The sequence below is a fragment of the Streptomyces sp. NPDC054786 genome (assembly GCF_053611685.1).
Genome location: NZ_JBSHAW010000009.1, coordinates 164,654 through 187,851 on the forward strand (window position 1 = coordinate 164,654; position 23,198 = coordinate 187,851).

Annotated in this window: 21 protein-coding genes; 10 read left to right on the forward strand and 11 right to left on the reverse strand. The window is 72.2% G+C overall.

All coding sequences use genetic code 11. The features are described from left to right. Positions 1 to 2: 2 nt before the first annotated feature. Positions 3 to 1,571 (reverse strand): murein biosynthesis integral membrane protein MurJ, encoded by a 1,569-nt coding sequence (gene murJ, locus ACWGI6_RS10455; protein WP_453267130.1) that lies wholly within the window; start codon positions 1,569 to 1,571, stop codon positions 3 to 5. A 216-nt stretch (positions 1,572 to 1,787) separates the two neighbouring features. Continuing rightward, positions 1,788 to 2,735, reverse strand: coding sequence for a non-homologous end-joining DNA ligase (gene ligD / locus ACWGI6_RS10460; protein WP_453267107.1), 948 nt, complete (start codon positions 2,733 to 2,735; stop codon positions 1,788 to 1,790). A 30-nt stretch (positions 2,736 to 2,765) separates the two neighbouring features. On the opposite strand from ligD, the gene ku reads away from it, so the two are divergent. Together ku and ACWGI6_RS10470 are read left to right on the forward strand one after the other, a co-directional pair. After that, a complete protein-coding gene (ku, locus tag ACWGI6_RS10465) occupies positions 2,766 to 3,884 on the forward strand; it encodes a non-homologous end joining protein Ku (RefSeq protein WP_453267108.1) in 1,119 nt (372 codons plus the stop codon). Between the two features lie 81 nt (positions 3,885 to 3,965). Continuing rightward, positions 3,966 to 4,340 carry an RNA-binding S4 domain-containing protein gene (locus ACWGI6_RS10470; protein ID WP_311622382.1) on the forward strand — a complete coding sequence of 125 codons (375 nt, stop codon included), beginning with the start codon at positions 3,966 to 3,968 and terminating at the stop codon, positions 4,338 to 4,340. Positions 4,341 to 4,437: 97 nt separating this feature from the next. On the opposite strand, the gene ACWGI6_RS10475 is transcribed toward ACWGI6_RS10470, so the two are convergent. Beyond that, positions 4,438 to 4,887, reverse strand: a complete 450-nt coding sequence (locus ACWGI6_RS10475) for a YchJ family protein (RefSeq protein ID WP_453267109.1) — start codon at positions 4,885 to 4,887, stop codon at positions 4,438 to 4,440. 195 nt (positions 4,888 to 5,082) lie between these two features. Between ACWGI6_RS10475 and ACWGI6_RS10480 the strand changes: the two genes are divergently transcribed. Further along, complete coding sequence (locus tag ACWGI6_RS10480; RefSeq protein ID WP_018092434.1) at positions 5,083 to 5,277, forward strand: hypothetical protein; 195 nt, start codon at positions 5,083 to 5,085, stop codon at positions 5,275 to 5,277. Positions 5,278 to 5,593: 316 nt separating this feature from the next. Next, positions 5,594 to 7,447 (forward strand): hypothetical protein, encoded by a 1,854-nt coding sequence (locus tag ACWGI6_RS10485; protein ID WP_453267110.1) that lies wholly within the window; start codon positions 5,594 to 5,596, stop codon positions 7,445 to 7,447. A 38-nt stretch (positions 7,448 to 7,485) separates the two neighbouring features. On the opposite strand, the gene ACWGI6_RS10490 is transcribed toward ACWGI6_RS10485, so the two are convergent. Next, positions 7,486 to 8,991 (reverse strand): SCO1417 family MocR-like transcription factor, encoded by a 1,506-nt coding sequence (locus tag ACWGI6_RS10490; protein ID WP_453267111.1) that lies wholly within the window; start codon positions 8,989 to 8,991, stop codon positions 7,486 to 7,488. 101 nt (positions 8,992 to 9,092) lie between these two features. Here ACWGI6_RS10490 and yczE point away from each other — a divergent pair, with 101 nt between their 5' ends. The 4 genes from yczE to ACWGI6_RS10510 all read left to right on the forward strand — a co-directional run bounded on the left by yczE (position 9,093) and on the right by ACWGI6_RS10510 (position 12,736). Then, positions 9,093 to 9,776, forward strand: a complete 684-nt coding sequence (gene yczE, locus ACWGI6_RS10495) for a membrane protein YczE (protein ID WP_453267112.1) — start codon at positions 9,093 to 9,095, stop codon at positions 9,774 to 9,776. After that, a complete protein-coding gene (locus tag ACWGI6_RS10500; RefSeq protein WP_393905784.1) occupies positions 9,773 to 10,573 on the forward strand; it encodes a glycerophosphodiester phosphodiesterase family protein in 801 nt (266 codons plus the stop codon). The genes yczE and ACWGI6_RS10500 overlap by 4 nt, the downstream gene beginning before the upstream one ends. Before the next feature lie 111 nt (positions 10,574 to 10,684). Continuing rightward, on the forward strand, positions 10,685 to 12,046 hold the full coding sequence (locus ACWGI6_RS10505; RefSeq protein WP_453267113.1) for an MFS transporter: 1,362 nt from the start codon (positions 10,685 to 10,687) through the stop codon (positions 12,044 to 12,046). A gap of 312 nt (positions 12,047 to 12,358) precedes the next feature. Then, positions 12,359 to 12,736 carry an RNA polymerase-binding protein RbpA gene (locus ACWGI6_RS10510; RefSeq protein WP_006601711.1) on the forward strand — a complete coding sequence of 126 codons (378 nt, stop codon included), beginning with the start codon at positions 12,359 to 12,361 and terminating at the stop codon, positions 12,734 to 12,736. A 105-nt stretch (positions 12,737 to 12,841) separates the two neighbouring features. Here the strand turns inward: ACWGI6_RS10510 and fxsA are convergent, their stop codons facing one another. From fxsA to ACWGI6_RS10535, 5 genes are all read right to left on the reverse strand, one after another. Then, positions 12,842 to 13,441, reverse strand: a complete 600-nt coding sequence (gene fxsA / locus ACWGI6_RS10515; protein WP_453267114.1) for an FxsA family membrane protein — start codon at positions 13,439 to 13,441, stop codon at positions 12,842 to 12,844. A 133-nt stretch (positions 13,442 to 13,574) separates the two neighbouring features. Beyond that, on the reverse strand, positions 13,575 to 14,330 hold the full coding sequence (locus ACWGI6_RS10520; RefSeq protein WP_453267115.1) for a polyprenol monophosphomannose synthase: 756 nt from the start codon (positions 14,328 to 14,330) through the stop codon (positions 13,575 to 13,577). Continuing rightward, entirely contained in the window at positions 14,327 to 16,000 is a 1,674-nt protein-coding gene (gene lnt / locus ACWGI6_RS10525) for an apolipoprotein N-acyltransferase (protein ID WP_453267116.1), read from the reverse strand. Before lnt ends, ACWGI6_RS10520 begins: the two co-directional genes overlap by 4 nt. 528 nt (positions 16,001 to 16,528) lie before the next feature. After that, positions 16,529 to 18,217 carry an amidohydrolase gene (locus ACWGI6_RS10530; protein WP_453267117.1) on the reverse strand — a complete coding sequence of 563 codons (1,689 nt, stop codon included), beginning with the start codon at positions 18,215 to 18,217 and terminating at the stop codon, positions 16,529 to 16,531. 56 nt (positions 18,218 to 18,273) lie between these two features. Further along, positions 18,274 to 18,714 carry an Lrp/AsnC family transcriptional regulator gene (locus ACWGI6_RS10535; protein WP_026170119.1) on the reverse strand — a complete coding sequence of 147 codons (441 nt, stop codon included), beginning with the start codon at positions 18,712 to 18,714 and terminating at the stop codon, positions 18,274 to 18,276. A gap of 209 nt (positions 18,715 to 18,923) precedes the next feature. On the opposite strand from ACWGI6_RS10535, the gene ACWGI6_RS10540 reads away from it, so the two are divergent. After that, the gene (locus ACWGI6_RS10540) at positions 18,924 to 19,349 is read left to right on the forward strand and encodes a hypothetical protein (RefSeq protein ID WP_453267118.1); all 426 of its coding nucleotides are present in this window, start codon (positions 18,924 to 18,926) and stop codon (positions 19,347 to 19,349) included. A 39-nt stretch (positions 19,350 to 19,388) separates the two neighbouring features. Here ACWGI6_RS10540 and ACWGI6_RS10545 read toward each other — a convergent pair whose 3' ends face one another. Then, positions 19,389 to 20,558 carry a phosphotransferase family protein gene (locus ACWGI6_RS10545; RefSeq protein WP_453267119.1) on the reverse strand — a complete coding sequence of 390 codons (1,170 nt, stop codon included), beginning with the start codon at positions 20,556 to 20,558 and terminating at the stop codon, positions 19,389 to 19,391. Continuing rightward, positions 20,555 to 21,727, reverse strand: a complete 1,173-nt coding sequence (locus ACWGI6_RS10550) for a hypothetical protein (protein ID WP_453267120.1) — start codon at positions 21,725 to 21,727, stop codon at positions 20,555 to 20,557. Before ACWGI6_RS10550 ends, ACWGI6_RS10545 begins: the two co-directional genes overlap by 4 nt. A 177-nt stretch (positions 21,728 to 21,904) precedes the next feature. On the opposite strand from ACWGI6_RS10550, the gene ACWGI6_RS10555 reads away from it, so the two are divergent. After that, positions 21,905 to 23,062 carry a pyridoxal-phosphate dependent enzyme gene (locus tag ACWGI6_RS10555; protein ID WP_453267121.1) on the forward strand — a complete coding sequence of 386 codons (1,158 nt, stop codon included), beginning with the start codon at positions 21,905 to 21,907 and terminating at the stop codon, positions 23,060 to 23,062. Positions 23,063 to 23,198: the final 136 nt, after the last annotated feature.

The window sequence follows — 23,198 nt, forward strand, 5'->3', positions numbered from 1 at the left end:
GGTCACCGCAGTCCGGGCAGGCTGCGCAGCTCACCGATCTTCATGGCGCGGGCCAGCGCCAGGAAGATCAGCGCCATGCTGAGCCCGCCGGCGGCCAGGGCCAGGGCGGGGAGCCAGCCTGCCGGGACGGGCACGCCGGTGCAGGCACGGGCCGCGAGCCAGCCGACCGCCGCGGCCGTGGCGGCGGACGCGGCCAGCTTGCCGTACGTGCGGCACAGGCGCCGGCCGTCGAGGCGTCCGGAGAGCCGCCGGCGCAGCAGCAGCGCGGTGACCACCAGCCCGATGCCGTACGCGACGGCGTAGGCGGCGGCCATACCGGTGACCGCCCAGCGGGTGGGCAGCAGCAGATGGCACGCGGTGGCCAGGACGATGTTGACGGCGGCGATCCAGACGGCCATCCAGAACGGTGTACGGGTGTCCTCGAAGGCGTAGAAGCCGCGCAGCAGCAGGTACTGGGCCGAGTACGGGATCAGACCGAGCCCGAAGGCCTGCAGCATGTGCCCGGCGGGCGCGGCCGACACTGCGTCCACGGCGCCGTGCGCGAACAGGAGTTGGGCGGTCTGCGGGCCGAGGGCGAGGAAGAAGAAGGCGGCCGGGACGATGACGACTCCGCTGATGCGCAGCGCACGGGAGAGGTCACTGCGCAGCTCGTCCGGACGGTTCTCGGCGACCGCGCGGCTCATCCGTGGCAGCAGCGCCGTCACCAGCGAGACGGTGACGATCGACTGCGGCAGCGTCCAGATGATCTGGGTGTAGCTGTAGGCGCTGTATCCGACGCCTGCGGTGGGGAGTTGCTGGTCCGCGGCGCCGGCGTAGTGCGTGACGACGACCATCGCGGCCAGGTTGGCGAGCACGAACAGCAGGGTCCAGCGGGCGGCCGTGATGCTCTTGCGCAGACCGGTGCCACGCCAGTCGAAGCGCGGCCGGAAGCGGAAGCCGGCGGCACGGACGAAGGGGATCAGGGCCAGGCCCTGCACGGCGATGCCGGCCGTGGTGGCGAGGCCGAGGAGATCGATCTGGCCGGAGGTGATGTCCTCGATGCGGCCGGGCCCGGCCAGCAGGCCGAGGTAGATCCCGAACATCGTGATCAGCACGAGGTTGTTGAGGACCGGCGTCCACATCATCGCGCCGAACTTGCTCCGGGCGTTGAGGACTTGGCCGAGGATGAAGAACAGACCGTAGAAGAAGATCTGCGGCAGCAGGAAGCGGGCGAACACCACGGTGAGCTCGAAGGCGGCGTGGTGTTGGGGCGTGTCGGGTGTGTAGAGGGCGACGATCTGCGGCGCGGCCCAGACCGAGAGCAAGGTGCCCACCGCCAGCACGCTCAGGACGAGGGTGACCAGGCGCTGTTCGTGGGCGCGGCCGCCGTCCGCGTGCTCGGCCCTGGCGCGTACCAGCTGCGGCACCAGCACCGAGTTCAGTGCGCCGCCGATCAGCAGGGTGTAGATGCTCATCGGGACCGTGTTGGCGGTGTTGTACGTCGTGGCGAGCAGTCCGGTGCCGAGTGCGCCCGCCTGGAGCACCTGCCGGATCACTCCCGTGCCGCGGGAGACCACGGTCCCCAGCGCCATCAGGAGCGAGGAGCGCTGCAGTCCCCCGCCCTCGCCGCCGCGTTTGCCGTCGGCCTGCCGGTGCCGCCCTTGGCGCGGCGTCCGCCCGTCCGGTCCCCCCTCGGCGCCGGGCGCCGGCCCCTCGTCGGCTGTCCCGCCGTCCGTCCACCGGTCGGGCAGACGCAGCGGCAGTGTGTCGTGTGGTGTGTGTGGTGTCCCCTCCAACATGCCGTCAATCTACGTCGAACTCCGGGGGGACCCGGGCCGGTCGGGGGCCGTGGGCGCACGGGAGGGTGGGGAACCGGGCAGTGGGCGGGCCCGGTCGGGGTCGAGGAGCGGGGCGAGCAGGTCGCCGTGGTGCGCGAGGCGGGGGGCGATCTCGCTGAAGAGGAAGGTGAGTTGCCGTGGGTCGGTGCACTCGGCGACCTCGTCCCAGGTGACCGGGGCGGAGACGGTGGGGGTGGGGCGGGCGCGCAGGGTGTAGGCGACGGCGGTGGTCTTGGCGGCGGCGTTCTGGGAGAAGTCGATGAAGACCTTGCCGGGGCGCAGGGCCTTGGTCATCTTGTGCACGACAAGGTCCGGGAGCGCCGCCGCGGCCTCGACGGCGAGGGTCTTGGCGTAGGCGGTGACCCGCTCGGAGGGGGTGGGTTCGATGGGCACGGTGAGGTGCAGGCCCTTGGAGCCGCTGGTCTTGGCGTAGGCGTCCAGGCCGTCGGCGGCCAGCCGGTCGTGCAGCCACTGCGCCGCGGCGCAGCACTCCACGATGGTGGCCGGGGCGCCGGGATCGAGGTCGAGGACGAGGCGGTCGGCGATGCCCGGGGCCCGGCACTTCCACTGCGGGGTGTGCAGTTCGACGACCAGGTTCGCGGCCCAGACCAGTGCGGGCAGGTCCTGCAGCAGGACCTGCCGGGTGGGCCCGGACGTCGAATGGGGGACCTCGCAGGTCTTCACCCAGGAGGGTGCGCCGGGCGGCACGTTCTTGGTGAAGAAGCGCTGGCCGTCCGGCCCGTCGGGGTAGCGCAGGAAGGAGAGCGGCCGGTCGTGGAGGTGGGCGAGCAGCGGGTCCGCGACGGTGGTGCAGTAGTGCAGCACCTCACCCTTGGTGGTGCCGGTCCCGGGATAGAGGACCTTGTCCAGGTTGGTCAGTGGGAGGCGCCGCCCCTCCACGACGGTGATCGGCGACATACGATGAGAATCCCACATAAGGGATGAAAGATGCGATCTATCTGGAATGGCTCCATATCGTTTGGTTTGGTCACCATCCCCGTGAAGACCTACAGCGCCACCGACCGCACCTCGTCGGTCTCTTTCGTACGCATTCATGAGAAGGACGGCGCACAGATCCAGTACCGGAAGATCTGTGAGCTGGACGGCGAGGAGGTCCCGAACGAGGAGGTCGGCAAGGGCTACCAGCCGCCGGGCGACGAGACCGTCGTACCGATCACCGACGACGACCTGTCCCAGCTGCCGCTGCCGACCGCCAAGACGCTGTCGATCCTGTCGTTCGTCGACCCCGCCGAGATCGACCCGCTCCAGATGGACAAGGCTTATTACCTGGGGCCCAACGGAGCTACCGCCACCAAGCCGTACACGCTGCTGCGGGAGGCGCTGGAGCACCATCAGAAGGTCGCCGTGGGCAAGGTGGCGATGCGGGGGCGGGAGTCGCTGGCGATGCTGCGGGCGTACGACGGGGCGATCGTGATGCATACGCTGCTGTGGCCGGATCAGATCCGGCCCGCCACCGGTGTGGCGCCGGACGATGTCGAGCTGCGCGAGAACGAGCTGACGCTGGCCGAGACGCTGATGGACTCCCTGGGTGAGCTGGACCCCGCCGAACTCCACGACGACTACCGCGAGGCCGTGGAGGAGCTGGTCGCCGCCAAGCTGGAGGGCGAGGAGCCGGCCGCCCCCGCCGCGTCGGACACATCCGGCGCCCAGGTCATCGATCTGACGGCGGCCCTGGAGAAGAGCGTCCGGGCGGCGCGGGGCGGCGGGGAGCCCGACGCGCAGGCGGAGTCGGCGTCCGTGACGCCCATACAGGGACGGAAGGCGAAGAAGAGCGAGGCGGAGCCGCACGCCACCAAGGGGAGCGGCACGGCCACGAAGAAGGCGGCGACGAAGAAGACCGCCTCGGCCACCGCGAAGAAAGCTCCCGCGAAGAAGTCGGCGGCCGCACCCAAGGACTCCGGCGGCCGGGCGAAAGCCGCTTCGACGGCCAGGAAGAGCAGCACCAGCACCCGCAGCACGGCCGCGGGCACGTCCGGGAAAACGGCGTCGAAGAGCACCGCCAAGAAAACCGCGGCCAAGAAGACGGGCGGGCGGTCGTCCGCGTAGGACCTGTCCGGCGGAAGGGCGGGACAGGCCCCGGGCCCGTTGGGCCGCCGCGCACCGGGGCACCCGTTCTAGAGTCTTGGTATGGCTTCAGACGAGGGGACCACCCGCATCGACAGCTGGATCTGGTCCGTGCGGCTCACCAAGACGCGGTCGCTGGCGGCGGCGGCTTGCCGCGCGGGGCACGTGCGGGTCAACGGAGAACGGGTGAAGCCGGCCCATGCCGTGCGCAACGGCGACGAGGTGCGGCTGCGGCACGCGGGCCGGGAGCGGATCGTGGTCGTCTCGCGGCTGGTGCGCAAGCGGGTGGGCGCGGCCGTCGCCGCCGAGTGCTTCATCGACAACAGTCCGCCGGCCCCGCCGCGCGAGGAGGTTCCGGTGATCGCGCTGCGCGAGCGCGGCACCGGACGTCCCACCAAGCGCGACCGCCGCGAGATCGACCAGCTGCGCGGGCTCTGAACCGGACGGGCCGGGGGCCCTGAGGAACTGTCGCCGGACGAAGCGGTGACAGGGGCTCTTCCGGCCTCGGTCCGCCGGGGACGCCCGGTGGGCAGGGCTACACCGACGGCAGCGCGTCGAGATAGACCCACTGGCCGTTGTCGCGGACGAAGCGGCTGTGCTCGTACTGGCTGTCGGCGTGGCCGTGCAGGGTGAAGTGCGCACGGAATTCCACGGTGCCTTCGGTGTGGAAGGCGCTGCCGCCGGTGGTGCCGAGGATGTCCAGGCCGGTCCAGCGCTGTGCCGGTTCGAGGTCGAGGCTGCCGGGGCGGGTCGTCGGGTGCCAGGTGCGCAGCAGGTAGCCGGTGTCACCGACGGCGAAGGCGCTGTAGCGCGAGCGCATCAGGCGTTCCGCGGTCGGGGCGGTGGCGTGCCCCTGATGAAACGGGGCGCAGCAGTCGCGGTAGGCCTCGGGGCGCCCGCACGGGCACGGTGCGGCGGGGGCGACAGCAGCGGCCGGGCGGCGCGGCGCGTTCTTCGGCCTGTTGGGCTTGTTCGGCTTCGACACCCCACGATTGTGCCGGGTCGGCGGACCCGGACCGCGACACGCCGAGCACACGCCGATGCGGCACGCCCTGGAAGTGCGCCCATTTGGGGAATTTCCACGACAAATCACTCATTTGCAGCTTTTCGTGGCTTGATAGGTGCTGTGAGGCTGGAAGAACTCATGGTGACCGTCCCCACCACCCAGGAGAGAACCCCCATGATTCTGTCCATTTCCGGCGTCGTCCTGCTCGGTGTCATCGTCTTCCTCTTCTTCCGCAAAGACGGCCTGAAGTTGTCGCATGCACTGGTCTCCGCGCTCTTCGGGTTCTATCTCGCCAGCTCCGCCATCGCGCCCAGCATCAAGGCCGGCGGGGCGAGCCTGGCGAGCCTCCTCGGGGGGATCAAGATCTAGGGCGTGTCGTTTGGACCATGGCGGGCTCGCGGGGTCTGGCACGCACGCTCGCCGCGTTGTCGTCACTCGCCGACGCTCCGCGTCGACTCCCTCCTCCGCCTTGCGATCGCACGAACCAGACCCCGCTCCCTGATCCGCCCTGATCCAAACGACACGCCCTAGGGCCCGGAGTCCTCGTCCGGTACCGCTCCACGGGTCCCGCCCGAACGGGCCGTACCACCTACCGTCCGGGCGGCTCCGCGTGCGGCACGCTCCCGGCTCGCCGCCCGCACCGAGCCCGCCCTCACGACCACCGCCACGAGCAACAGGAGACGATGTGGCCCGGCGCCCCCTGCCCCGCATCCTGACCGACAGCACACCGCTCGCCCGCATGGCCAACAGCACCTCGCTCGCCCGCAGCCGAGAACTCGCGCGGACCGCTGCCGACAGCGCCTCCGACGTGTTCCATCCGCTGATCACCATCGGCCGGGGGCTGCGCCGGCTGGCTGCGGCCGGCCGCTCGCGCTGGGTCGAGACGCCCCGGGACCACCGTGGTCCACTGGCCTTCTTCGTCGGCGCATGTGTGCTGGTCATCTGTCTGGTGCCGTACGGGCCGCTGCTCGCCCTGATCGCCGTGATGGGTGCGGGCGCCTGGGCGGGGCGTGAGCGTACGCCGGTGGAGACCGGTCCCGGTGAGGCCGAGAGGGAACGGCTGAGGGCGCTCTACGAGGCGCTGGTGCCGTACTTCTCGGTCGATGGCGACCCGAGCCCCCTGTATGCGCACGACGGTGGCTGGGAGCGGGTCTTCACCGAGTACGCCTTCGACGGCAGCGGGCGGCTCGACCGGCTGCAGCTGAAGTACCCGGCGTACTTCACCGACGGTGAGGACCAGTCCCGGGTCCGCATCGAGCAGGTGCTGTACGCCAAGGCCGGACGTGGCCGGGAGTACCACTTCGGGTGGGACGAGCTGGCCAATCAGCTCACCCTGACCGCGCTCGGCGCGCTGCCCGCCGATATCGGTGCGCAGCGCTTCGTCACCTCGCCGGGCGAGACGGTGCTCGGGTTCACCGACCCGGACGCCGTCCAGCGGACCCTGCCGGTCACCGCCGGGGAGGAGAAGCGGGATGCGCCGCCGGTGGTCTGGCGTACCGGGCAGCGCTCCACCGAGCCGCATCTGCTCGTCCTGGGGCAGCCGGGGACGGGCGCCACGACCCTGCTGCGCTCGATCGCGCTGCAGGCGCTGCAGCACGGGGATGTGCTGGTCATCGACGGCAGCGGCACCGGCGAGTACGGGTGTCTGGCCGGGCGCCGTGGCGTGCTGGGGGTGGAGAGCGGTCTTGCGGGGGCGCTGGCGACCCTGGAGTGGGCGTCCCACGAGACCGAACGGCGGCTGATCGCGGCGAACCGGGCACGGCAGGCCGGCCGGTCCGCGCCGGAGGACACCCGGCGGCCCCTGTGGATCATTGCGGACCGTCCGACGGCGCTGGCCCATGTCGCGGTCGCGGAGGGCCGGGACGATCCACAGGGGTGGCTTCAGCTGCCGCTGCGGCACGGCCGGGCCGCCCACGTCACGGTGGTCGTGGCCGACCAGTTCGAGAGCGCCGAGCTGCTGAGCGACCCCGTACGGGCGCACACCAAGGCGCGGGTGGTGCTCGGCCCCGCCACGGCGGAGGAGGTACGGGCGGTGCTCGGGGCGCCGCCGCACACCACGCCGACCGCGAGCGTGCCGCCGGGCCGCGGCTATGCGCGCCTGGGGTCCGCTCCGGTGCTGCGCCTCCAGGTGCCGGCCACGCCCGACCCGCTCGACGACGCCACCGGTCAGGCGCACCGGCAGGCCGTCCTGTCGTTGCTGCCGGAGCGTACGGTCCCGGCCGACGGGGCGGGCCCGGCCGAGCCGGTGGCCGGCGGCAAGCCGGGCGCCGCGAGCGCCTCCGCGGATGCGGATGCCAACAGGCCGGTGAGCGTCAGCAAACCCGCGGACGCCCGGAGGCCGGTGAGCGTCAGCAAGCCCGGGGATGCCTCTGTGGCGGAGCCGGACGGCGGTGCCGCGGCGGCCGACGCGGCACCGGACGCCGGGAAGTCCGGGTCCGCCGCCGAGCCGGTGGGCGCGGCCCCGCGGGTGCGGACCGGCAAGAGCGGCGAACCCCGCGCGGTCAACGGGTCGGCGGAGGCCGTCCGCACGGAGAGGTGAGCCCCGTCGGCCCGGCGGGCCCGCCCACCGGTCTGCCGTCAGGCCACGAACGTATGCCGCATCTCGGTGTCCACCGGTGCGCCCGTCGCGACCAGTTGCGCGGCGCCGGCCAGCCGGACCGCGGCCTCGTCGGCGACGGCTCCGTTGACCGTGAACGGCAGCCGTACGAAGCCCTCGAAGGCGCCGTCGACACCGAACCTCGGGCCGGAGGGCACCCGCACCCCGAGCCGCTCCCCCGCCTCGGCGATCCGGGAGCCGGAGAGTCCGCCCGTACGCGCCCACAGGGTGAGGCCGCCGCGGGGGACGCTGAACTCCCAGTCGGGGAGGTGCCGGTGCAGCGCGGCGACGATCGCGTCGCGGTTCTCGCGGGCCTGCTCGCGGCGGATGTCGACGGCCTGTTCCCAGCCGCCGGTCTCCAGGAGCGAGGCGATGGCGAGCTGTTCGAGTACCGGTGAGCCCAGATCGGAGTAGGCGCGGGCGGCGACCAGACTGCGGATGATGTCGGGGGCGGCGCGCACCCAGCCGATCCGCATCCCGGCCCAGAACGCCTTGCTCGCCGAGCCGACGGTGATCACCGCGCTGCCGGCGGGGTCGAACGCGCAGACCGGACGGGGCGGTGCGGTGTCCTGGTCCAGCTGGAGTTCGGTCATGGTCTCGTCGACGACGAGCAGGGTGCCGGCCGACCGGGCGGCATCGACGAGGCGTCGGCGCTGCTCCTCGGTGGCGAGGGTGCCGGTGGGGTTGTGGAAGTCGGCGACGACATACGCCATACGGGGCGCGGCATCACGCATCACCTGGCGCCAGGCCGGGATGTCCCAGCCGGCCAGCTTGTCGGCGAGCGCGACCGGGACGAGCCGGGCGCCGGCGTCCCGCATCAGCTGGAGGATATTGGCGTACGACGGGGAGTCGACGGCCACCCGCTCGCCGGGGCTCGTACACAGCCGGCAGATCGCGGCCACCGCGCCCATCGCGCCCGTGGTCACCATGATCTGCTCGGGCATGGTGGGGATACCGCGGGCGGTGTAGCGGTCCGCGAGGGCCTGGCGCAGGACGGGCAGACCGGCCGGGTAGTCGCCGTGGGTGTGGGCGTAGAGCGGCAGGTCGGCCATGGCGCCCTGGACGGCGCGGGTGAGCCAGGGTTCGGGAGCCGGGAGGGCGGCACAGCCGAGGTCGATCATGGAGCCGGCGGCTTCCGGGGGCAGCGGTTCCAGGCCACGGGTGGGCAGCGGGTTACCGGCCGGGACGGCGGTCCAACTGCCCGAGCCGCGCCGGGACTCCAGGAATCCCTCGGCGCGCAGCGCCTCGTAGGCAGCGGCGACGGTGGTGCGGCTGACACCGAAGGCCGCGGCCAGCTCGCGCTCGGCGGGCAACCGCGCGGCGACCGGTACCCGGCCCTCCAGTACGAGCAGGCGGACGCCGTCGGCGAGGCTGCGATAGGCGGGCAACCGGCGCCCGGCGGCCGTGAGTTGGGCATCGCGCGGGTCCTGCGACCGGAGCAGCCGGGCGAGTTGGGGCGCACCCACCGCTGAAGTCCACTGAGCCATGAAGATCAGTCCACCTTCCCCGAATTGGCTCTACTTCCCGAGCCCGGACATGCCACATGGTGTCATGCGTCGGTCCAATCCTGCCAGGAGGGGGAAAAATCGTGTCCATATTCGGGGAAGCCGGCCCGGGGAGGGGACTGCCGGTGCGCCGGCTGGTCCAGCTCTACACGGGACTGACGCTGTACGGCGTGAGCATGGGGCTGATGCTGCGGGCCGGGCTGGGCCTGGAGCCATGGAGCGTGCTGAACCAGGGCATATCCCGCCATACGGGACTGTCGATCGGCACGGTCACCATCGTGTCCGGCGCGCTGATCCTGCTGCTGTGGATCCCGCTGCGCCAGCGCCCCGGCCTGGGCACCGTGTCCAATGTGGTGATCCTCGGGCTGGTGATGGACGCGACGCTGGCCTGGACACCGGAGCTGCACTCGCTGGGCGCCCGTATCCCGCTGCTGGCGGGCGCCGTGCTCCTCAACGGTGCCGCGACCGGTCTGTACATCGCCGCCGATTTCGGCCCGGGGCCGCGCGACGGGCTGATGACCGGGCTGCATCTGCGGACCGGCCGTCCGGTGCGGCTGGTGCGGACCTGCATCGAGGTGACGGTGCTGGCGGCCGGCTTCCTGCTCGGCGGGTCCGTCGGGGCCGGCACGGTGGTCTATGCGCTGGCCATCGGACCGCTGGCGCAGTTCTTCCTCCGCGGCTTCGCGATCAAGGACGGGCCCGCGAAGCCGTCGCAGGTGGTGGCCCGCGGAGGGCCTTCACCCGAGCACGCAATACTGCCGGAGTGACCTCAGCGATACGCACCCGCCACGCCTATCTCGACCACCCCGTGCCGCTCGCCTTCGCCCACCGGGGCGGGGCAGCCGAGGGCCTGGAGAACACCGCCGCCGCCTTCCGCCGCGCGGTCGGCCTCGGCTACCGCTACCTGGAGACCGATGTGCATGCCACATCGGACGGAAAGCTCGTCGCCTTCCACGACGCGACGCTCGACCGCGTCACCGACACCCGCGGCGCGATCGGGCAGCTCCCCTGGCGGGCGGTGAGCCGGGCCCGGGTCGGCGGCCAGGAACCGCTGCCGCTGTTCGAGGAGCTGCTGGAGGAGTTCCCCGGGGCACGCTGGAACGTCGACCTCAAGGCGGAGGCCGCGCTCGCGCCGCTGCTCGGCCTGCTGCGCCGCACGAAAGCCTGGGACCGGGTGTGCGTCGGTTCGTTCTCGGAGGCCCGGGTGGCCCGGGCCCAGCGGCTGGCCGGACGGCGGATGGCGAGCTCGCTCGGCACGCGTGGCGTGGCCGGTCTGCGGCTCCGGTCGTACGGCCGCGGGGTGCTGCCGCTGGACCGGCTGCTGGGTGCGGCGGTGCGGCGCAGCGCGATCTGCGTACAGGTCCCCGAGCGGCAGTCGGGCATCCCCGTCGTCGACCCGCTCTTCCTGCGCGCCGCGCATGCGCTGGGCATGCAGGTCCATGTCTGGACGGTCAATGACGCGGATCGGATGGCGGCGCTTTTGGACCTCGGGGTGGATGGCATCATGACGGACCACATCGAGACGCTGCGGACGGTGCTGACCGAGCGAGGGTGCTGGGTCTAGGCCACGGCCTGGGGGATGTCGCGAGCCGGACGGTAGGTGCGGACACCCCGGTACCCGGGTCCGTCGGCCGTCGTCCGCCGCCGTGAACGGGGACAGGAAGACGGGGTGGGCGTGGAGAGCGCACAAGTCGTGGCCGAGGACGTCGACGAGACGGCGGCCCGACGCCGTGAACAGCGCGGCTGGTACTGGTACGACTGGGCCAACAGCGTCTATTCGACCACCGTCCTGACCGTGTTCCTGGGGCCGTATCTGACCTCGGTGGCGAAGGCCGCGGCGGACGCGGACGGCTTTGTGCACCCCCTGGGCATTCCGGTGCGCGCGGGCTCCTTCTATGCGTATGCTGTGTCCGCCTCGCTGCTGCTGTCGGTGCTGGCGATGCCGCTCGCCGGGGCACTGGCCGACCGGACCGGCCGCAAGAAGCCGCTGCTGGGCTGCTGCGCCTACACGGGCGCCGTGGCGACGACGGGGATGTTCTTCCTGGGCGGCGAGCGCTATCTGCTGGGCGGGGCGCTGCTGGTCATCGCGAATGTGTCGTTCGTGGTGTCGATGATGCTCTACAACTCCTTCCTGCCGCAGATCGCCCGGCCCGACGAACGGGACGCGGTCTCCTCCCGTGGCTGGGCGTTCGGCTACGCGGCCGGGGCCCTGGTCCTGGTCGCCAACCTGGTGCTCTACGGCGCGCACGACTCCTTCGGCCTGTCGACGGGCACCGCGGTGCGCATCTGTCTGGCGTCGGCGGGGCTGTGGTGGGGCGCCTTCTCGGTGATTCCGCTGCGCCGGCTGCGCGACCGGCGGGCGGCCGTCACCACGGGGCCGGCCGGCGCCGCGCTCGGCCAGGGGTGGCAGCAGCTGCGGAGGACGCTGCGCGAGATGCGCCGCCATCCCCTCACCCTCTCCTTCCTCCTGGCCTATCTCGTCTACAACGACGGCGTGCAGACGGTGATCACCCAGGCGTCCGTGTACGGGTCCGAGGAACTCGGCCTGGACCAGACGACGCTGATCGTGGCGGTGCTGCTGGTCCAGGTGCTGGCCGCGGCGGGCGCCCTGCTGATGGGGCGCCTGGCCGGACGGTACGGCGCACAGCGGACGATCCTGGGCTCCCTGGTGGCATGGGTGCTGACGATCGCGGCCGGCTACTTCCTGCCCGCGAAGGCACCCGGGTGGTTCTTCGGGCTGGCCGTCGGCATCGGACTGGTCCTGGGCGGAAGCCAGGCGCTGTCCCGTTCGCTCTTCTCCCATCTGGTGCCGCGCGGCAAAGAAGCGGAATATTTTTCCGCGTACGAGATGAGCGACCGGGGCGTGAGCTGGCTGGGACCGCTGGTGTTCGGGGTGGCCTTTCAACTCACCGGGAGCTACCGGGACGCCATTGTGTCCCTGGTGGCGTTCTTTGTGATCGGTTTTGTCCTGTTGGCGAGGGTGCCGGTGGGGCGGGCGATCGCCGCGGCCGGAAATCCTGTGCCTGACCGGATTTAGTCCCAGGGCGTGCGGGCGGGTAGTGTACGCCTTTGGCTCACCAGGCGGACCGTTACTGCGCGCTCAACTAAGGATGGCGCTGGGTGACATCTGCTGCCAGATGTGACAAACCGGGCGCTGGTGGGTACAACAAGGGGCGGCACGAAGGAAGGCAGCGGCACACAGCGCCTCCATCATGGGCGGTGGTGGGCGACGGGTGGGCGCATGTCCCGAATCACGATTACGGGAATCTTCACCGCCGACCGGACGTTGACCGGATGACGACGACAGCGACACCTGTCCTGTGGGCGACAAGCCCGGGAGGCACGATTCATGAGTGAGCGAGCTCTCCGCGGCACGCGACTCGTGGTGACCAGCTACGAGACCGACCGCGGCATCGACCTGGCCCCGCGCCAGGCGGTGGAGTACGCATGCCAGAACGGACATCGATTTGAGATGCCGTTCTCGGTTGAGGCCGAGATTCCGCCGGAGTGGGAGTGCAAGGTATGCGGTGCACCTTCGCTTCTGGTGGATGGCGATGGCCCTGAGGAAAAGAAGGGTAAGCCCGCGCGTACGCATTGGGACATGCTCATGGAGCGGCGCACCCGCGAGGAGCTCGAGGAGGTGCTGGCCGAAAGGCTGGCCGTCCTGCGCTCCGGCACCATGAACATTGCCGTGCATCCGCGCGACACCAACCGTAAGTCCGCCTGACAACGGACCTGCGCCAAGCAGCACGAAGGGCCGGGGCCACTGCACTTCGCAGTGGCCCCGGCCCTTGCTGCGTCCTCGGCCCGTACGCCACGGTCACCGGCGTGCTCAGCCCGTCAGCGGCGGGTCCTGGCGGCGCGGCGGAGAAGGCTCGTCGTCGCGGATGACCTCCCCCTGGACGACCTTGCCGTCAGGCCGGTGCATCCGGGCCTGCTGGAAGGCGTCGCCGAACGAGCCCGGGGTGTGGCCCGCCCGCCGGTTCAGCAGCTTCTCGGCACGGCGCTGGATCAGCTTGCCGGTCGGGGGGAAGAGGCAGAGCAGCCCCAGTGCGTCGGACACCAGCCCGGGGATCATCAGCAGCAGCCCGCCGGCCATCGGAAGGGTGTTGCCGCTGCCCGGCTTGCCGTCGCGGGAGGTGCCGTTGCCGGACGAGGTGGAGTTGCCGGCCGCCGGGTCGCCGGGGGTCTGCAAGCTCTCGGTGAGGTTGCGCCAGGCGCGGCGGCCGGCCCGCTTGACCACATAACCGCCGACGATCACCCCGGCGACCAGCAGAAGAAATACCGTCAGGCCGTTGGTAGCCCCCGCGACCACGGTCAGCAGCCAGATCTCCAGCACCATCCAGGCGGCGATGGCCAAGGGGACGAACCGGCGGGCGCGCGAGCGCTGGGGCGGGCGGGGACTCGGCGGTGGCGTGGCTCCGAACGTCATGCCTCAAGTGTGCCTGGCCCGCTTCGCCGCATCCCCTAAGGGTCGCGGGAGGGATCACCTCAAGGGTCGCGGGAGGGATCACCTCAAGGGTCGCGGGAGGGATCGCCTCCGGGCGGCCGGCGCGGGTCCGGCGTCAGCGGCCGCGGATCTTGTCCACCCGGGAGCCGACACCCCACGCCGTGACCCGCCACAGCGCCTCCACGACGATGTCACGGCTCATCTTGCTGTCGCCCAGCTCCCGTTCGACGAAGGTGATCGGCACTTCGACGACGTGATACCCGGCCTGCACGGCACGGCGGGCGAGGTCGACCTGGAAGCAGTAGCCCTGGGAGGCCACGTCGTCCAGGCCCAGTCCCTCGAGGGCCGCCGCGCGAAAGGCCCGGTAGCCGCCGGTGATGTCGCGCAGCGGCAGGTCCAGCACCAGCCGGGAGTACGTACTGCCCCCACGGGAGATGAGCCGGCGGTACTTGGGCCAGTTGACGGTGCGGCCACCGGGCACCCAGCGCGAGCCGAGGACGAGATCGGCGCCCTTGAGGGCGGTGAGCAGCCGCGGCAGCTCCTCGGGCTGGTGCGAGCCGTCGGCGTCCATCTCGACCAGCACGTCGTAGCCGTTGTCGATGCCCCAGCGGAAGCCCGCGAGGTAGGCGGCGCCGAGGCCTTCCTTGCCCTTGCGGTGCAGGACATGGACCTGCTCGTCGCCGACGGCCAGTTCGTCGGCGAGCTTGCCGGTGCCGTCGGGGCTGTTGTCGTCCGCGACGAGGACATGCGCCTGGGGGACGGCGGACCGCACCCGCGAGACGATCGGCTTGATGTTCTCCGCCTCGTTGTAGGTCGGAATGATCACCAACGTGGTGCCGAGCGGACCGTACCGCCGCTGCCCGTCTGTCACTGCTGCCCCTTCTCGTCCTTCGTACGCCCGCGCCGGCCGACGACTACCGCGGCGGCGCAGGACAGAAGCCCCACGATAGCGAGCGCCCACTCAGGAGCGGCACCGACGCGGTCGGCGAGCGTCGTTTCGTCGCGCAGCGGAATACGCGCGGAGACCACGCCCTGGGTGAACTCGGGGATCCGGTGGGTGATCTTGCCGTCCGGGGCGACCACCGCGCTGATCCCGCTGGTGGCCGCGGTGACCACGGCACGGCCGTGTTCGACGGCGCGCAGCTTGGACATCGCCAGTTGCTGCTCGGGCTGGCCGGAGCGGCCGTAGGTGGCGTTGTTGGTCTGGATCACCAGGGCGCGGGCGCCCGCGTCGACGGTGTCGTGCACGATCTGGTCGTAGGCGACCTCGAAGCAGATGACGTCGCCGAGCCGGGCGGGGCCGACATGGAGAACGCCGGTGTGGTCACCGGGGTAGAAGTCGCGGGGCACCCGCTGGAAACGCGTGATGATCTTGCTGAGCTGCTCCCGGAACGGCACATACTCGCCGAACGGCACCGGGTGCTGCTTGGTGTAGGAAGCGCCCGGCCCCTTCTTCGGGTCCCAGACGATGCCCTCGTTGAAGACATAGCCCTTCTTGGAGGGGTGGTCGATCAGGGCGCCGACGAGGACGGGCACGCCGATGGCCTTCACGGCCTCGTCGATCCGGTCGTAAGCCTGCGGATACCTGTACGGATCGAGGTCGGAAGAGTTCTCCGGCCAGATGACCAGGTCCGGCTTCTTGGCCCGGCCGGCCTTGACGTCGGCGGCGAGCTTCTCGGTGGCGGTGGCGTGGTTGTCGGTGATCATCATGGGCCGGCCCAGGAAGTCCATGCCGGGCTGCTCGACGTTGCCCTGGACGACAGCGATGTCGACGGTGTCATCGGCCTTCGTGGGAACGGGTACCAGGACGCCGGCCAGGGTCACCGCGGCGGCGAGCCCGAACGCTTCCATGGCCGGGACGGCCCGGCGCAGCGAACCGTTGTCGCGCAGCTGCCAGAGGGTGGCCGCACACGCGGCGAGCAGCGCGCCGGCCAGCGCGACGGCGAAGGTCACCAGCGGGGCGCCGCCGAGCGCGGCGAGCGGGGTGAACGGCGAGCCGGTGTTGGCGAAGGCGAGCCGGCCCCACGGGAAACCGCCGAACGGCAACCGGTCGCGGGCCCATTCCTCGGCGACCCAGAGGCAGGCGGCCCACAGCGGTCCGCCGGGCAGCCGGGAGGTGACGGCGAGCGCCGCGCCGAGCAGCGTCACGAAGAGCGCCTCGGCGACCGAGAGGCCGAACACGGCGTCCCAGCCGACGACATGCAGCCACTTCAGCAGGATCAGGAAGAACGGCAGCCCGAACGCGAAGCCGGTCCAGGCGCCCTGCCGGGCGGTCCGGCCACGGGTGAGCAGCGACAGCGCGGCGACGGCCACCAGGGACAGCGGCCACAGGTCGTACGGCGGGAAGGCGAGTCCGAGCGCGATGCCACAGACGGCCGCGAGGCCGGTGCGCAGCGCCTCGCGGCGGACCAGGGCGGCGAGGCGCCGGGCCCGTCCCGGGCGCGGGGGTGCGTCAGCGGAACCCGTCTCGGCACGTGGCACCGGGCCGTCGGGCGAGGTGCCGCTGACGGCTTCTTCGGTGGTGTCGGAACCCGATGGCACGGTCGCGGGCCTTCCTGCAGGTCGTGCGGTGGTGAGCTGACCGTACATCGGGAGGCCGGGATTGCGGATATGGGGTGCACAAAAGGTGAAGGGGGCACCGCGGGAGGGTGCGGGCGGGCGGCGGTGCGGATAGGGGCCCGGTGCCCTTCGGGCCGACCTGGGACCCGCTGGCTGCGGGTCGACCGAGAGCCGTTGTCTACTGAGCGTCCGGGCCCCACCCGGGTCGCACCTGCCGACCGGCCGAAACTTTCCGTCGCCCCGTGTCGCTGGTGCTGGACCTGGCTCCCAGTGGTGGTGTGCCCAAGTGGCGCACCGCCCCATGGCCCAGCTGCGTTCGACGACTGCGCGGAGGTCTCCCGGTCGGACGTCCTGTGGTGGACTCGGCCGAACCTACCGGCCGTCGACCGCCTGCTGTCAACAGGTGCTCCGCCTGCGTCGTTTTCGCGTCGTCCCAGGTCAGCCGCGAGCGCCCTCAAGTGGGGCAAGGAGCGGCAAGCGCAGCCCGCGCCGGCACCTGCCCGCGCGATGTCACTCGTTCGGCGGCCCGAAGACCGTTCGCCCGCCGACGACCGTGGTCAGGCACACCGGGAGGTCGTTGCCGGGGGTGAGATCGGGCAGGCCGGGGGTGCCGGAGCGGGGGTCGGTGGACCAGCGCTCCACCCGCTCATCGGGTGCCTGGACGATCAGATCGCCGGTGCGCCAGACCGCGTAGTCGGCAGGGGCGCCGGGCACCAGGACGCCCGCGTCGTCCCGGCCGATGGCGCGCCAGCCGCCGCGGGTGTGGGCGGTGAACGCGGCGCGGGCGGAGATGCCGTGGGCGCGGGTGCGGTGGAAGACGGCGGCGCGCACGGTGCCCCAGGGGTCGAGCGGGGTGACCGGGCTGTCGGACCCGAGCGCGAGCGGGACGCCCGCCTTGAGCAGCGCGGCGTACGGGTTGAGGGTGCGGGCCCGGTCGGCGCCCAGGCGGGCGGCGTACATGCCCTCCGCGCCGCCCCACGCCGCGTCGAAGGCGGGCTGGACGGAGGCGGTCAGGGCCAGGTCGGCGAAGCCGGCGATGGTGTGCTCGGTGAGCATTTCGGCGTGCTCGACGCGGTGCCGGGCGGCGCGGACACGGTCCAGGCCGACCCGGTCGGCGGCGGCGCGTACCCCGGCGACGACGCCGGTGAGGGCGGCGTCGCCGATGGCGTGGAAGCCCGCCTGGAGCCCCGCCTCGGTGCAGGCGGCGACATGGGCGGCGACGGCCTCGGCGTCGAGCTGGGCTGCGCCGGTGTGGCCGGCGTCCGCGTAGGGGGCGTGCAGATGGGCGGTGTGCGATCCGAGCGAGCCGTCGACGAACAGATCGCCCGCGGCGCCGATGGCCCCGAGTTCACGGACCCGCTCCGCGTCCTTTGCGGATGCGATCACCTCTGCCCAGTAGCCGCGGACACGAGGGCCGTTGCCCTGCCGGGCGAGGGCGAGCAGCCCGGTGAAGTCGTCCTCGCCGGAGATGTCGGGACCCGCGCACTCGTGGATGCTGCCGATGCCGAGCGAGGCGGCGCGGGCGAGCGCGGCCGCCTGGGCCTCGGCCCGCTGGGCGGGGGTGACGGTGGCGTAGGCGGCCTTGCGCGCCGCGTGGTGGGCGGCACCGGTGAGCGGGGCACCGTCGTGGAACCCGTCCCGCTCGCGGATACCGGGGACCAGATCCAGCAGCGCCGTCGTCACGACCGCGGAGTGCACATCGACACGGGTGAGATAGAGCGGACGGCCACCGGTGGCCTCGTCGAGCTCCGCGCGGGACGGGGGGCGCCCCTCCGGCCAGACGGCGGCGTCCCAGCCGTGTCCGAGCAGAATCCGGTCCGCGGGGCGCGCGTCCGCGTAGGCACGGATCCGGGCGAGCGCGCCGGAAAGCGTGCCGACGCCGACCAGATCGAGGCCGGTGAGGGCGAGGCCGGTCGCGGTGGTGTGCACATGTGCGTCCGTGAACGCCGGGGTGACCAGCGCACCGTCCAGCTGGATGACCTCGTCCACACCCTCGGCGAAGGAGTCGGCCGCGCCCTCCTCGCCTACCCAGGCGATGCGGTCACCTTCCACGACCATGGCGGTGGCGAAGGGGTCCGCGGGGCTGTGCACCTCACCGCCGCGCAGCAGGACCGTACGGGGCCGGGCCGGGCGGGAAAAGTGCTGCCGGGCCGGGCGGGAAAGGTGCTGCCGGGCCGGGTCGGGAAGGTGCTCGCTCATACCGGACAGTTTGGCCCCTGCCGACGGACGGGCCGCGCGCAGGGGGCGATTGCCGGTCAGATGCGCGGCGGGCGGGCCTCGTAGGGGGTGGAGAGCACGACCGTGGTGCGGGTCGATACGCCCGCGAGGGTGCGGATGCGGGTGAGCAGATGCTCCAGCTCCAGCGGGGTCGCGACCCGGACCTTGAGGATGTAGTTCTCGTCGCCGGCGACGCTGTGGCAGGCCTCCAGCTCGGGGACCTCGGCAAGGCGGTCGGCGATGTCGTCCGGCGCGCTGGGGTCGAAGGGTTTGACCGAGATGAAGGCGGTGAGCGGCAGGCCCACGGCTTCGGGGTCAACGATGGCGGCATAGCCCCGGATGACACCGCGCTGCTCGAGACGGCGCACCCGCTGGTGCACCGCCGAGGTGGACAGGCCGGTGGCCTTGCCCAGGTCGGTGTAGCTCATCCGCCCGTCCTTGACGAGCAGATCCACGATTTGTCGGTCCAACTCCTCCACCCGCTCAACCTACTGCGCGCGGGGGCGTATGCGCACCGCGCGCCGGATCGTGGACACCCCCGCGCCGGTCCATGTGACCAATGCCACACGTGTGACCCGGTGTCGATGGGGTGCCGGCGATTATGCGTGCGGCATGAAGGGAATTGCTGCTGGTGGCCGGGACCGCCCGTCACAGGAAGTCAGCGGTACGACCGGCCCACCCGAGGGGGATGGACATCATGCGACGCCTTAAGCAGGACTCCACTGCTGCGCACATCGGCACCCAGGAGGGCGACAGTCCCGGCAGCTCCGGCGACGACGGTGCGGACGACACTTTCGACACCTACGAGATCTACCGCGTGACCTGCCCCGACTGCCTGCAGCCGATCGCGCTGCTGGCGGACGAGGACACGCTCCCGGAGCACGCACTGTGCGCCTCGCCCTGGGATCCGTTCGGTCTGACGGTGTGCCACGGCTCCGGGCGGACGGTGTCCGAGGCTCCGGAGACCGCTGACACCCTGGACACCCAGGAGCAGGACGCGGCCATGCTGCTGACCCTCCCGGAGAGCCTGGACTGGCGCCGCCAGCCGTTCTCGCACCTCGGCGGGCCCGGGACCCGCCCGGTCCGGGTGCCGGGGATGCGCCCGCTCTCCTGAGCGTCCCGGCGCCAGGGCCCGTGCGACTGGCGCCCGGCTTCACCAGTAGCGGCCCTCGATCATCGCTTCCAGGGTGTCCCGGTGCAGGATCAGCGCATCGGCGTCGGCCGGGACCGGTATCTCGCCGAAGTGGACCCGGCGGTAGGCCACTCGCAGCATGACGATGGCGTGCCGCAGGGCCGCGTAGAGGGTGTGGAAGTCCATATCGCGGGGCCGGTGTCCGGTGAGGTGGGCGTAGCGGCTCTCGATGCGGTCGCGGCACAGGAATCCGGGCAGTCCCCGTTGGCCGCTGCTCTCGGTGAGGTCCTGGAAGAAGCGGTGGAGAAAGACCATCCACCCCAGGTCGAGTTCGCGGGGGCCGAGGGCGGCCATTTCCCAGTCGAGTACGGCCGCCGGCTCGAAGCCGTCGTAGACGATATTGCCGATCCGGGCGTCGCCCCAGGTCAGAACGGTCTCACCGGGGTCCGAGGGCCAGTGGTCGGCCAGCCGGGCGAAACCGCGCTCGATGAGCCGGGAGCGAGGACGCCCCTCAACGACCCAGTGGTAGTAGGCCCGTTGGGCCTCCATATGACGCTGCAGCGCACTTCCCGTCCCCGCGGTCGCGAGGAAGTCGGCCGCGCCGGACGGGACTTGGTCGTGCAGTCGGGCGAGGACCGAGAGGCTGGCGGCTTCCAGGTGGTCGCGCTGGGCGTCGGTGGCGTCGTACAGCCAACTCCCCTCGTACGTATAGGGCATGACGTCCGGTGGGACGCGGCCGGCGGCGCGGGCCATGACGAAGAACGGCGCGCCGAGATGCGACGGGTCCTCTTCGAGCCAGAGGGTGCGGGGCACGGGCAGGTCGGTGTGCTCGGCGACCAGGCGCATGGTGCGGTACTGCCGGGCCATGTCGTACCGCGGGAAGACGGTGTACGCGGCGGGGTCGGCGGCGAGGCGCAGTGCGCAGGCCGTGGGCGCCCCTCCTCGCTCGTGGGGGTTCCCCCGGTTCGAGGGGAGTGGAGAGCCTGGGGAAGAGGCCGGGAGCGTGGGGGACGGCGGCCGGGGGTGGTCGATGTCGAAGAGCAGTGTCTCGCTGGACATGCCGTTGGAGTCCGGGACGGTCACGGCGACGGCGCGGGCGCCGGGGATCCGGGTACCGAGCCAGGTGGTGAGCCGGCGGGCGAGCGCTTCGGGGTCGCGGGTGGTGGTGCGGGGCCGGGGCGCCGTGGTCACTTTCCGGCCTCCCCCGCGACGGAGTCATAGCCGGTGAAGCCGCTCGGGTCGTGCCGGCCGAAGCTGCCGTGCTCGAAGATGCCGTAGCCGGTCCGGCCGTTGAGGGTGAAGCGGGCGGCGTGGTCGGTGACTCCGTAGGCGGCATGGGGGTGGGCGGCCGGGTCGGCGAGGTCGTAGCTGCGGCGATCGGTCCAGCCGCGCCCCTGCCAGGTGCCGTGCTGCCAGTCGTCGGCGTGCGGGTCCCCCCTGCCCGAACTGAGTTGGGAGCTTCGGGGAGGGTAGCCGGCGCCCACGGCGAGGGGTGAGGAGGTGAGGATCTCGGCGGTGAGTTCGAGGGGCTTGCGGGCGGGGTCGGTGAGGTGGATGACGGCGCGTTCGGGGTGGCGGGTGCCGGGGCGGTAGCTGATGTCCGTGTGCGGCCAGCCGAGTTGGGCATCGTGGACGCCGTCGCGGACCATGGTGGCCTCGTTCAGGGTGCGATGGCCGTCGGCGTCCTCCTGGACGATGACCATCACGAAGCGGTCGTCGAAGCGCACCGGGCACCAGATCCAGTGGAAGCCCTCGGGCCGTAGCTCCTCGGCCGCCCGCCCGGCGTCCTCACCGGGGATCGGACGTACGCCCCAGCTGCGGTCGCGGGTGCCGGTCCACTCCCCCGCCGTGACGGCGAGCTCCCGGCCGGCGACGCGGATGCTGCCGCTGCAGGTGCCCGCCTGGACGAACCGCCGGCCTTCGAGCAGCAACCGGTTGCCGCGGTACTGGGTGTGGTGCGGCTCCCAGGTGGCGGGAAACGCCGCGGTCCAGGTCAGGTCGAACGCCAGGCCGTCCGGGTCGCCGGGGTCCGCGGCGCAGGTCAGCCGGAGGCGGGCGAGCGGCTCCTCAACGGTGATGGTGAGCGGGCCGACGGTGAGGGCGAGGCGGTCGTCGCCGAGTGCGTCGGAGGCCCGTACGGCGTGCAGCCGGTCGCCGAGGCGGAGGGTGGCGTAGGCGTCGATGACGCCGGTGTTGGGATAGACGCCGAGGCCGGCGATCAGCAGGGCGCGGCCGGAGTGGTCCATGACGTGGAAGATGCACCGGTCGTAGGCGTTGCGGTCGCCGGTGGCGACATGCCGCATGGACAGCGGGACCTGGTGTATCGGGTACTCGTCGAGCGCGATCGGGCGGTCGGGCACGGTCTCCTCCTGGGCGCGCGGTCGGCAGGGCGTCGCCCGGGGTCCGGTCCCCGCGGCGGGAGTTGACGGTACGTCAGCTCAGGGCGGACGGCCAGACCCACGGAAACCGTAGGGGGCCAAGACCACCTTCACCTGTTACCTTTCGGAGTCGATGCCGAACCGATCCCTGGAGCCACGGTGACCTCACGACCACCTCTGCACTGCCTGCGCTGCGCCCGCGCCGCGGAGGGTTTCACCGGCTGCCCGACCTGCGCCGCGGAGGGCATCGGCGTCAATACGATGCCGCCGCTCGCGGAGCTGGCCGGTGTGGACCTCGCCGCCTATCCGGGCGGGCCATGGGGCCTGCCGACGGCGCTGCCGGTGCCCGGCCCCCCGGTCACGCTGGGAGAGGGCAACACCCCGTGCGTCCGGCTGCGGAGCGACCCGGACGGGACCCAAGAGAGCCGTGCCGGCGGGGAGTTGTGGCTCAAGTACGAGGGCGCGAACCCGACCGGTTCCCACAAGGACCGGGCGATGGCCGTCGGCGTGGCCGCGGCGGTGGCAGCCGGAGCCGGCACCGTGGTCGCCGCGTCCTCCGGCAATGCGGGGGCGGCGGCCGCGGCGTATGCGGCGCGGGCCGGGCTGCGCTGTGTGGTGTTCACCAACGAGGCGGTGCCGGCGGGGCTGCGGGCCCAGATCGATGCGCTGGGCGCCGAGCGGAGGGTGCAGCCGGGCACCACCGCCGCCCGGAACGCGGCGATGGCCCGCGCCGTCGAGGAACACCAGTGGTACCCGCTGACCAGCTACTCCTCGCCCTCGCCGGGCGGGAATCCGTATGCCAACGAGGGGTACAAGTCGGTCGCCTACGAGCTGGCGCGGGACTTCGCCGGGCAGCGGCTGGATGTGGTGGTGGTGCCCACCAGCCGGGCGGATCTGCTGGCCGGAGTCGGCCGCGGCTTCCGGGAGTTGGCGGCCGCGGGACTGATCGCCCATGAGCCCCGGCTGGTGGCCGCGGAGCCCTCCGCCGCGGCGCCGTTCACCGCCGCGCTGCGCTGCCAGGACCGCGCGGACCAGGAGCGTACGCGGGTGGCGCACGGGCCGACGGTGGCGTTCTCCCTCGGGGAGGAGCGGCCCTGCTGGCAGGGGCTCGACGCGCTGTGGCGCACCGCGGGCACGGCCGTCGCGCTGGACGACGAGGCGATCACGGCGGAGCACCGGAGGCTGGCGGCGGAGGGCCTGGTCCTGGAGCCGTCCTCCGCCGTCGGGTCCGCCGTGGCGCGGGACCTGGCCCGTACGCCGGGCGCGCTCGTGGTCACGATCGGGACGGCGACGGGGCTCAAGGGGCTGGTGGACTGAGGGCGCGGGCCTGACGGGCGAGGAGTACGTGGGGCGGGGGGGGGGGGGGGGGGGGGCCCCCCCCCCCCCCCCCCCCCCCCCCCGCGGGGGGGGGGCCCCCCCAAGGGGGGGCGGAAAAAAACCAGGATGAAGTTGT

Excerpts from the sequence above, each read along its gene's own strand:
- murJ (WP_453267130.1), bottom strand. The coding sequence starts at position 1,571 with ATGGCGCTGGGGACCGTGGTCTCCCGCGGCACGGGAGTGATCCGGCAG.
- ligD (WP_453267107.1), bottom strand. The coding sequence starts at position 2,735 with ATGTCGCCGATCACCGTCGTGGAGGGGCGGCGCCTCCCACTGACCAAC.
- ku (WP_453267108.1), top strand. The coding sequence starts at position 2,766 with ATGCGATCTATCTGGAATGGCTCCATATCGTTTGGTTTGGTCACCATC.
- ACWGI6_RS10470 (WP_311622382.1), top strand. The coding sequence starts at position 3,966 with ATGGCTTCAGACGAGGGGACCACCCGCATCGACAGCTGGATCTGGTCC.
- ACWGI6_RS10480 (WP_018092434.1), top strand. The coding sequence starts at position 5,083 with ATGATTCTGTCCATTTCCGGCGTCGTCCTGCTCGGTGTCATCGTCTTC.
- ACWGI6_RS10490 (WP_453267111.1), bottom strand. The coding sequence starts at position 8,991 with ATGGCTCAGTGGACTTCAGCGGTGGGTGCGCCCCAACTCGCCCGGCTG.
- ACWGI6_RS10510 (WP_006601711.1), top strand. The coding sequence starts at position 12,359 with ATGAGTGAGCGAGCTCTCCGCGGCACGCGACTCGTGGTGACCAGCTAC.
- fxsA (WP_453267114.1), bottom strand. The coding sequence starts at position 13,441 with ATGACGTTCGGAGCCACGCCACCGCCGAGTCCCCGCCCGCCCCAGCGC.
- ACWGI6_RS10530 (WP_453267117.1), bottom strand. The coding sequence starts at position 18,217 with ATGAGCGAGCACCTTCCCGACCCGGCCCGGCAGCACCTTTCCCGCCCG.
- ACWGI6_RS10540 (WP_453267118.1), top strand. The coding sequence starts at position 18,924 with ATGGACATCATGCGACGCCTTAAGCAGGACTCCACTGCTGCGCACATC.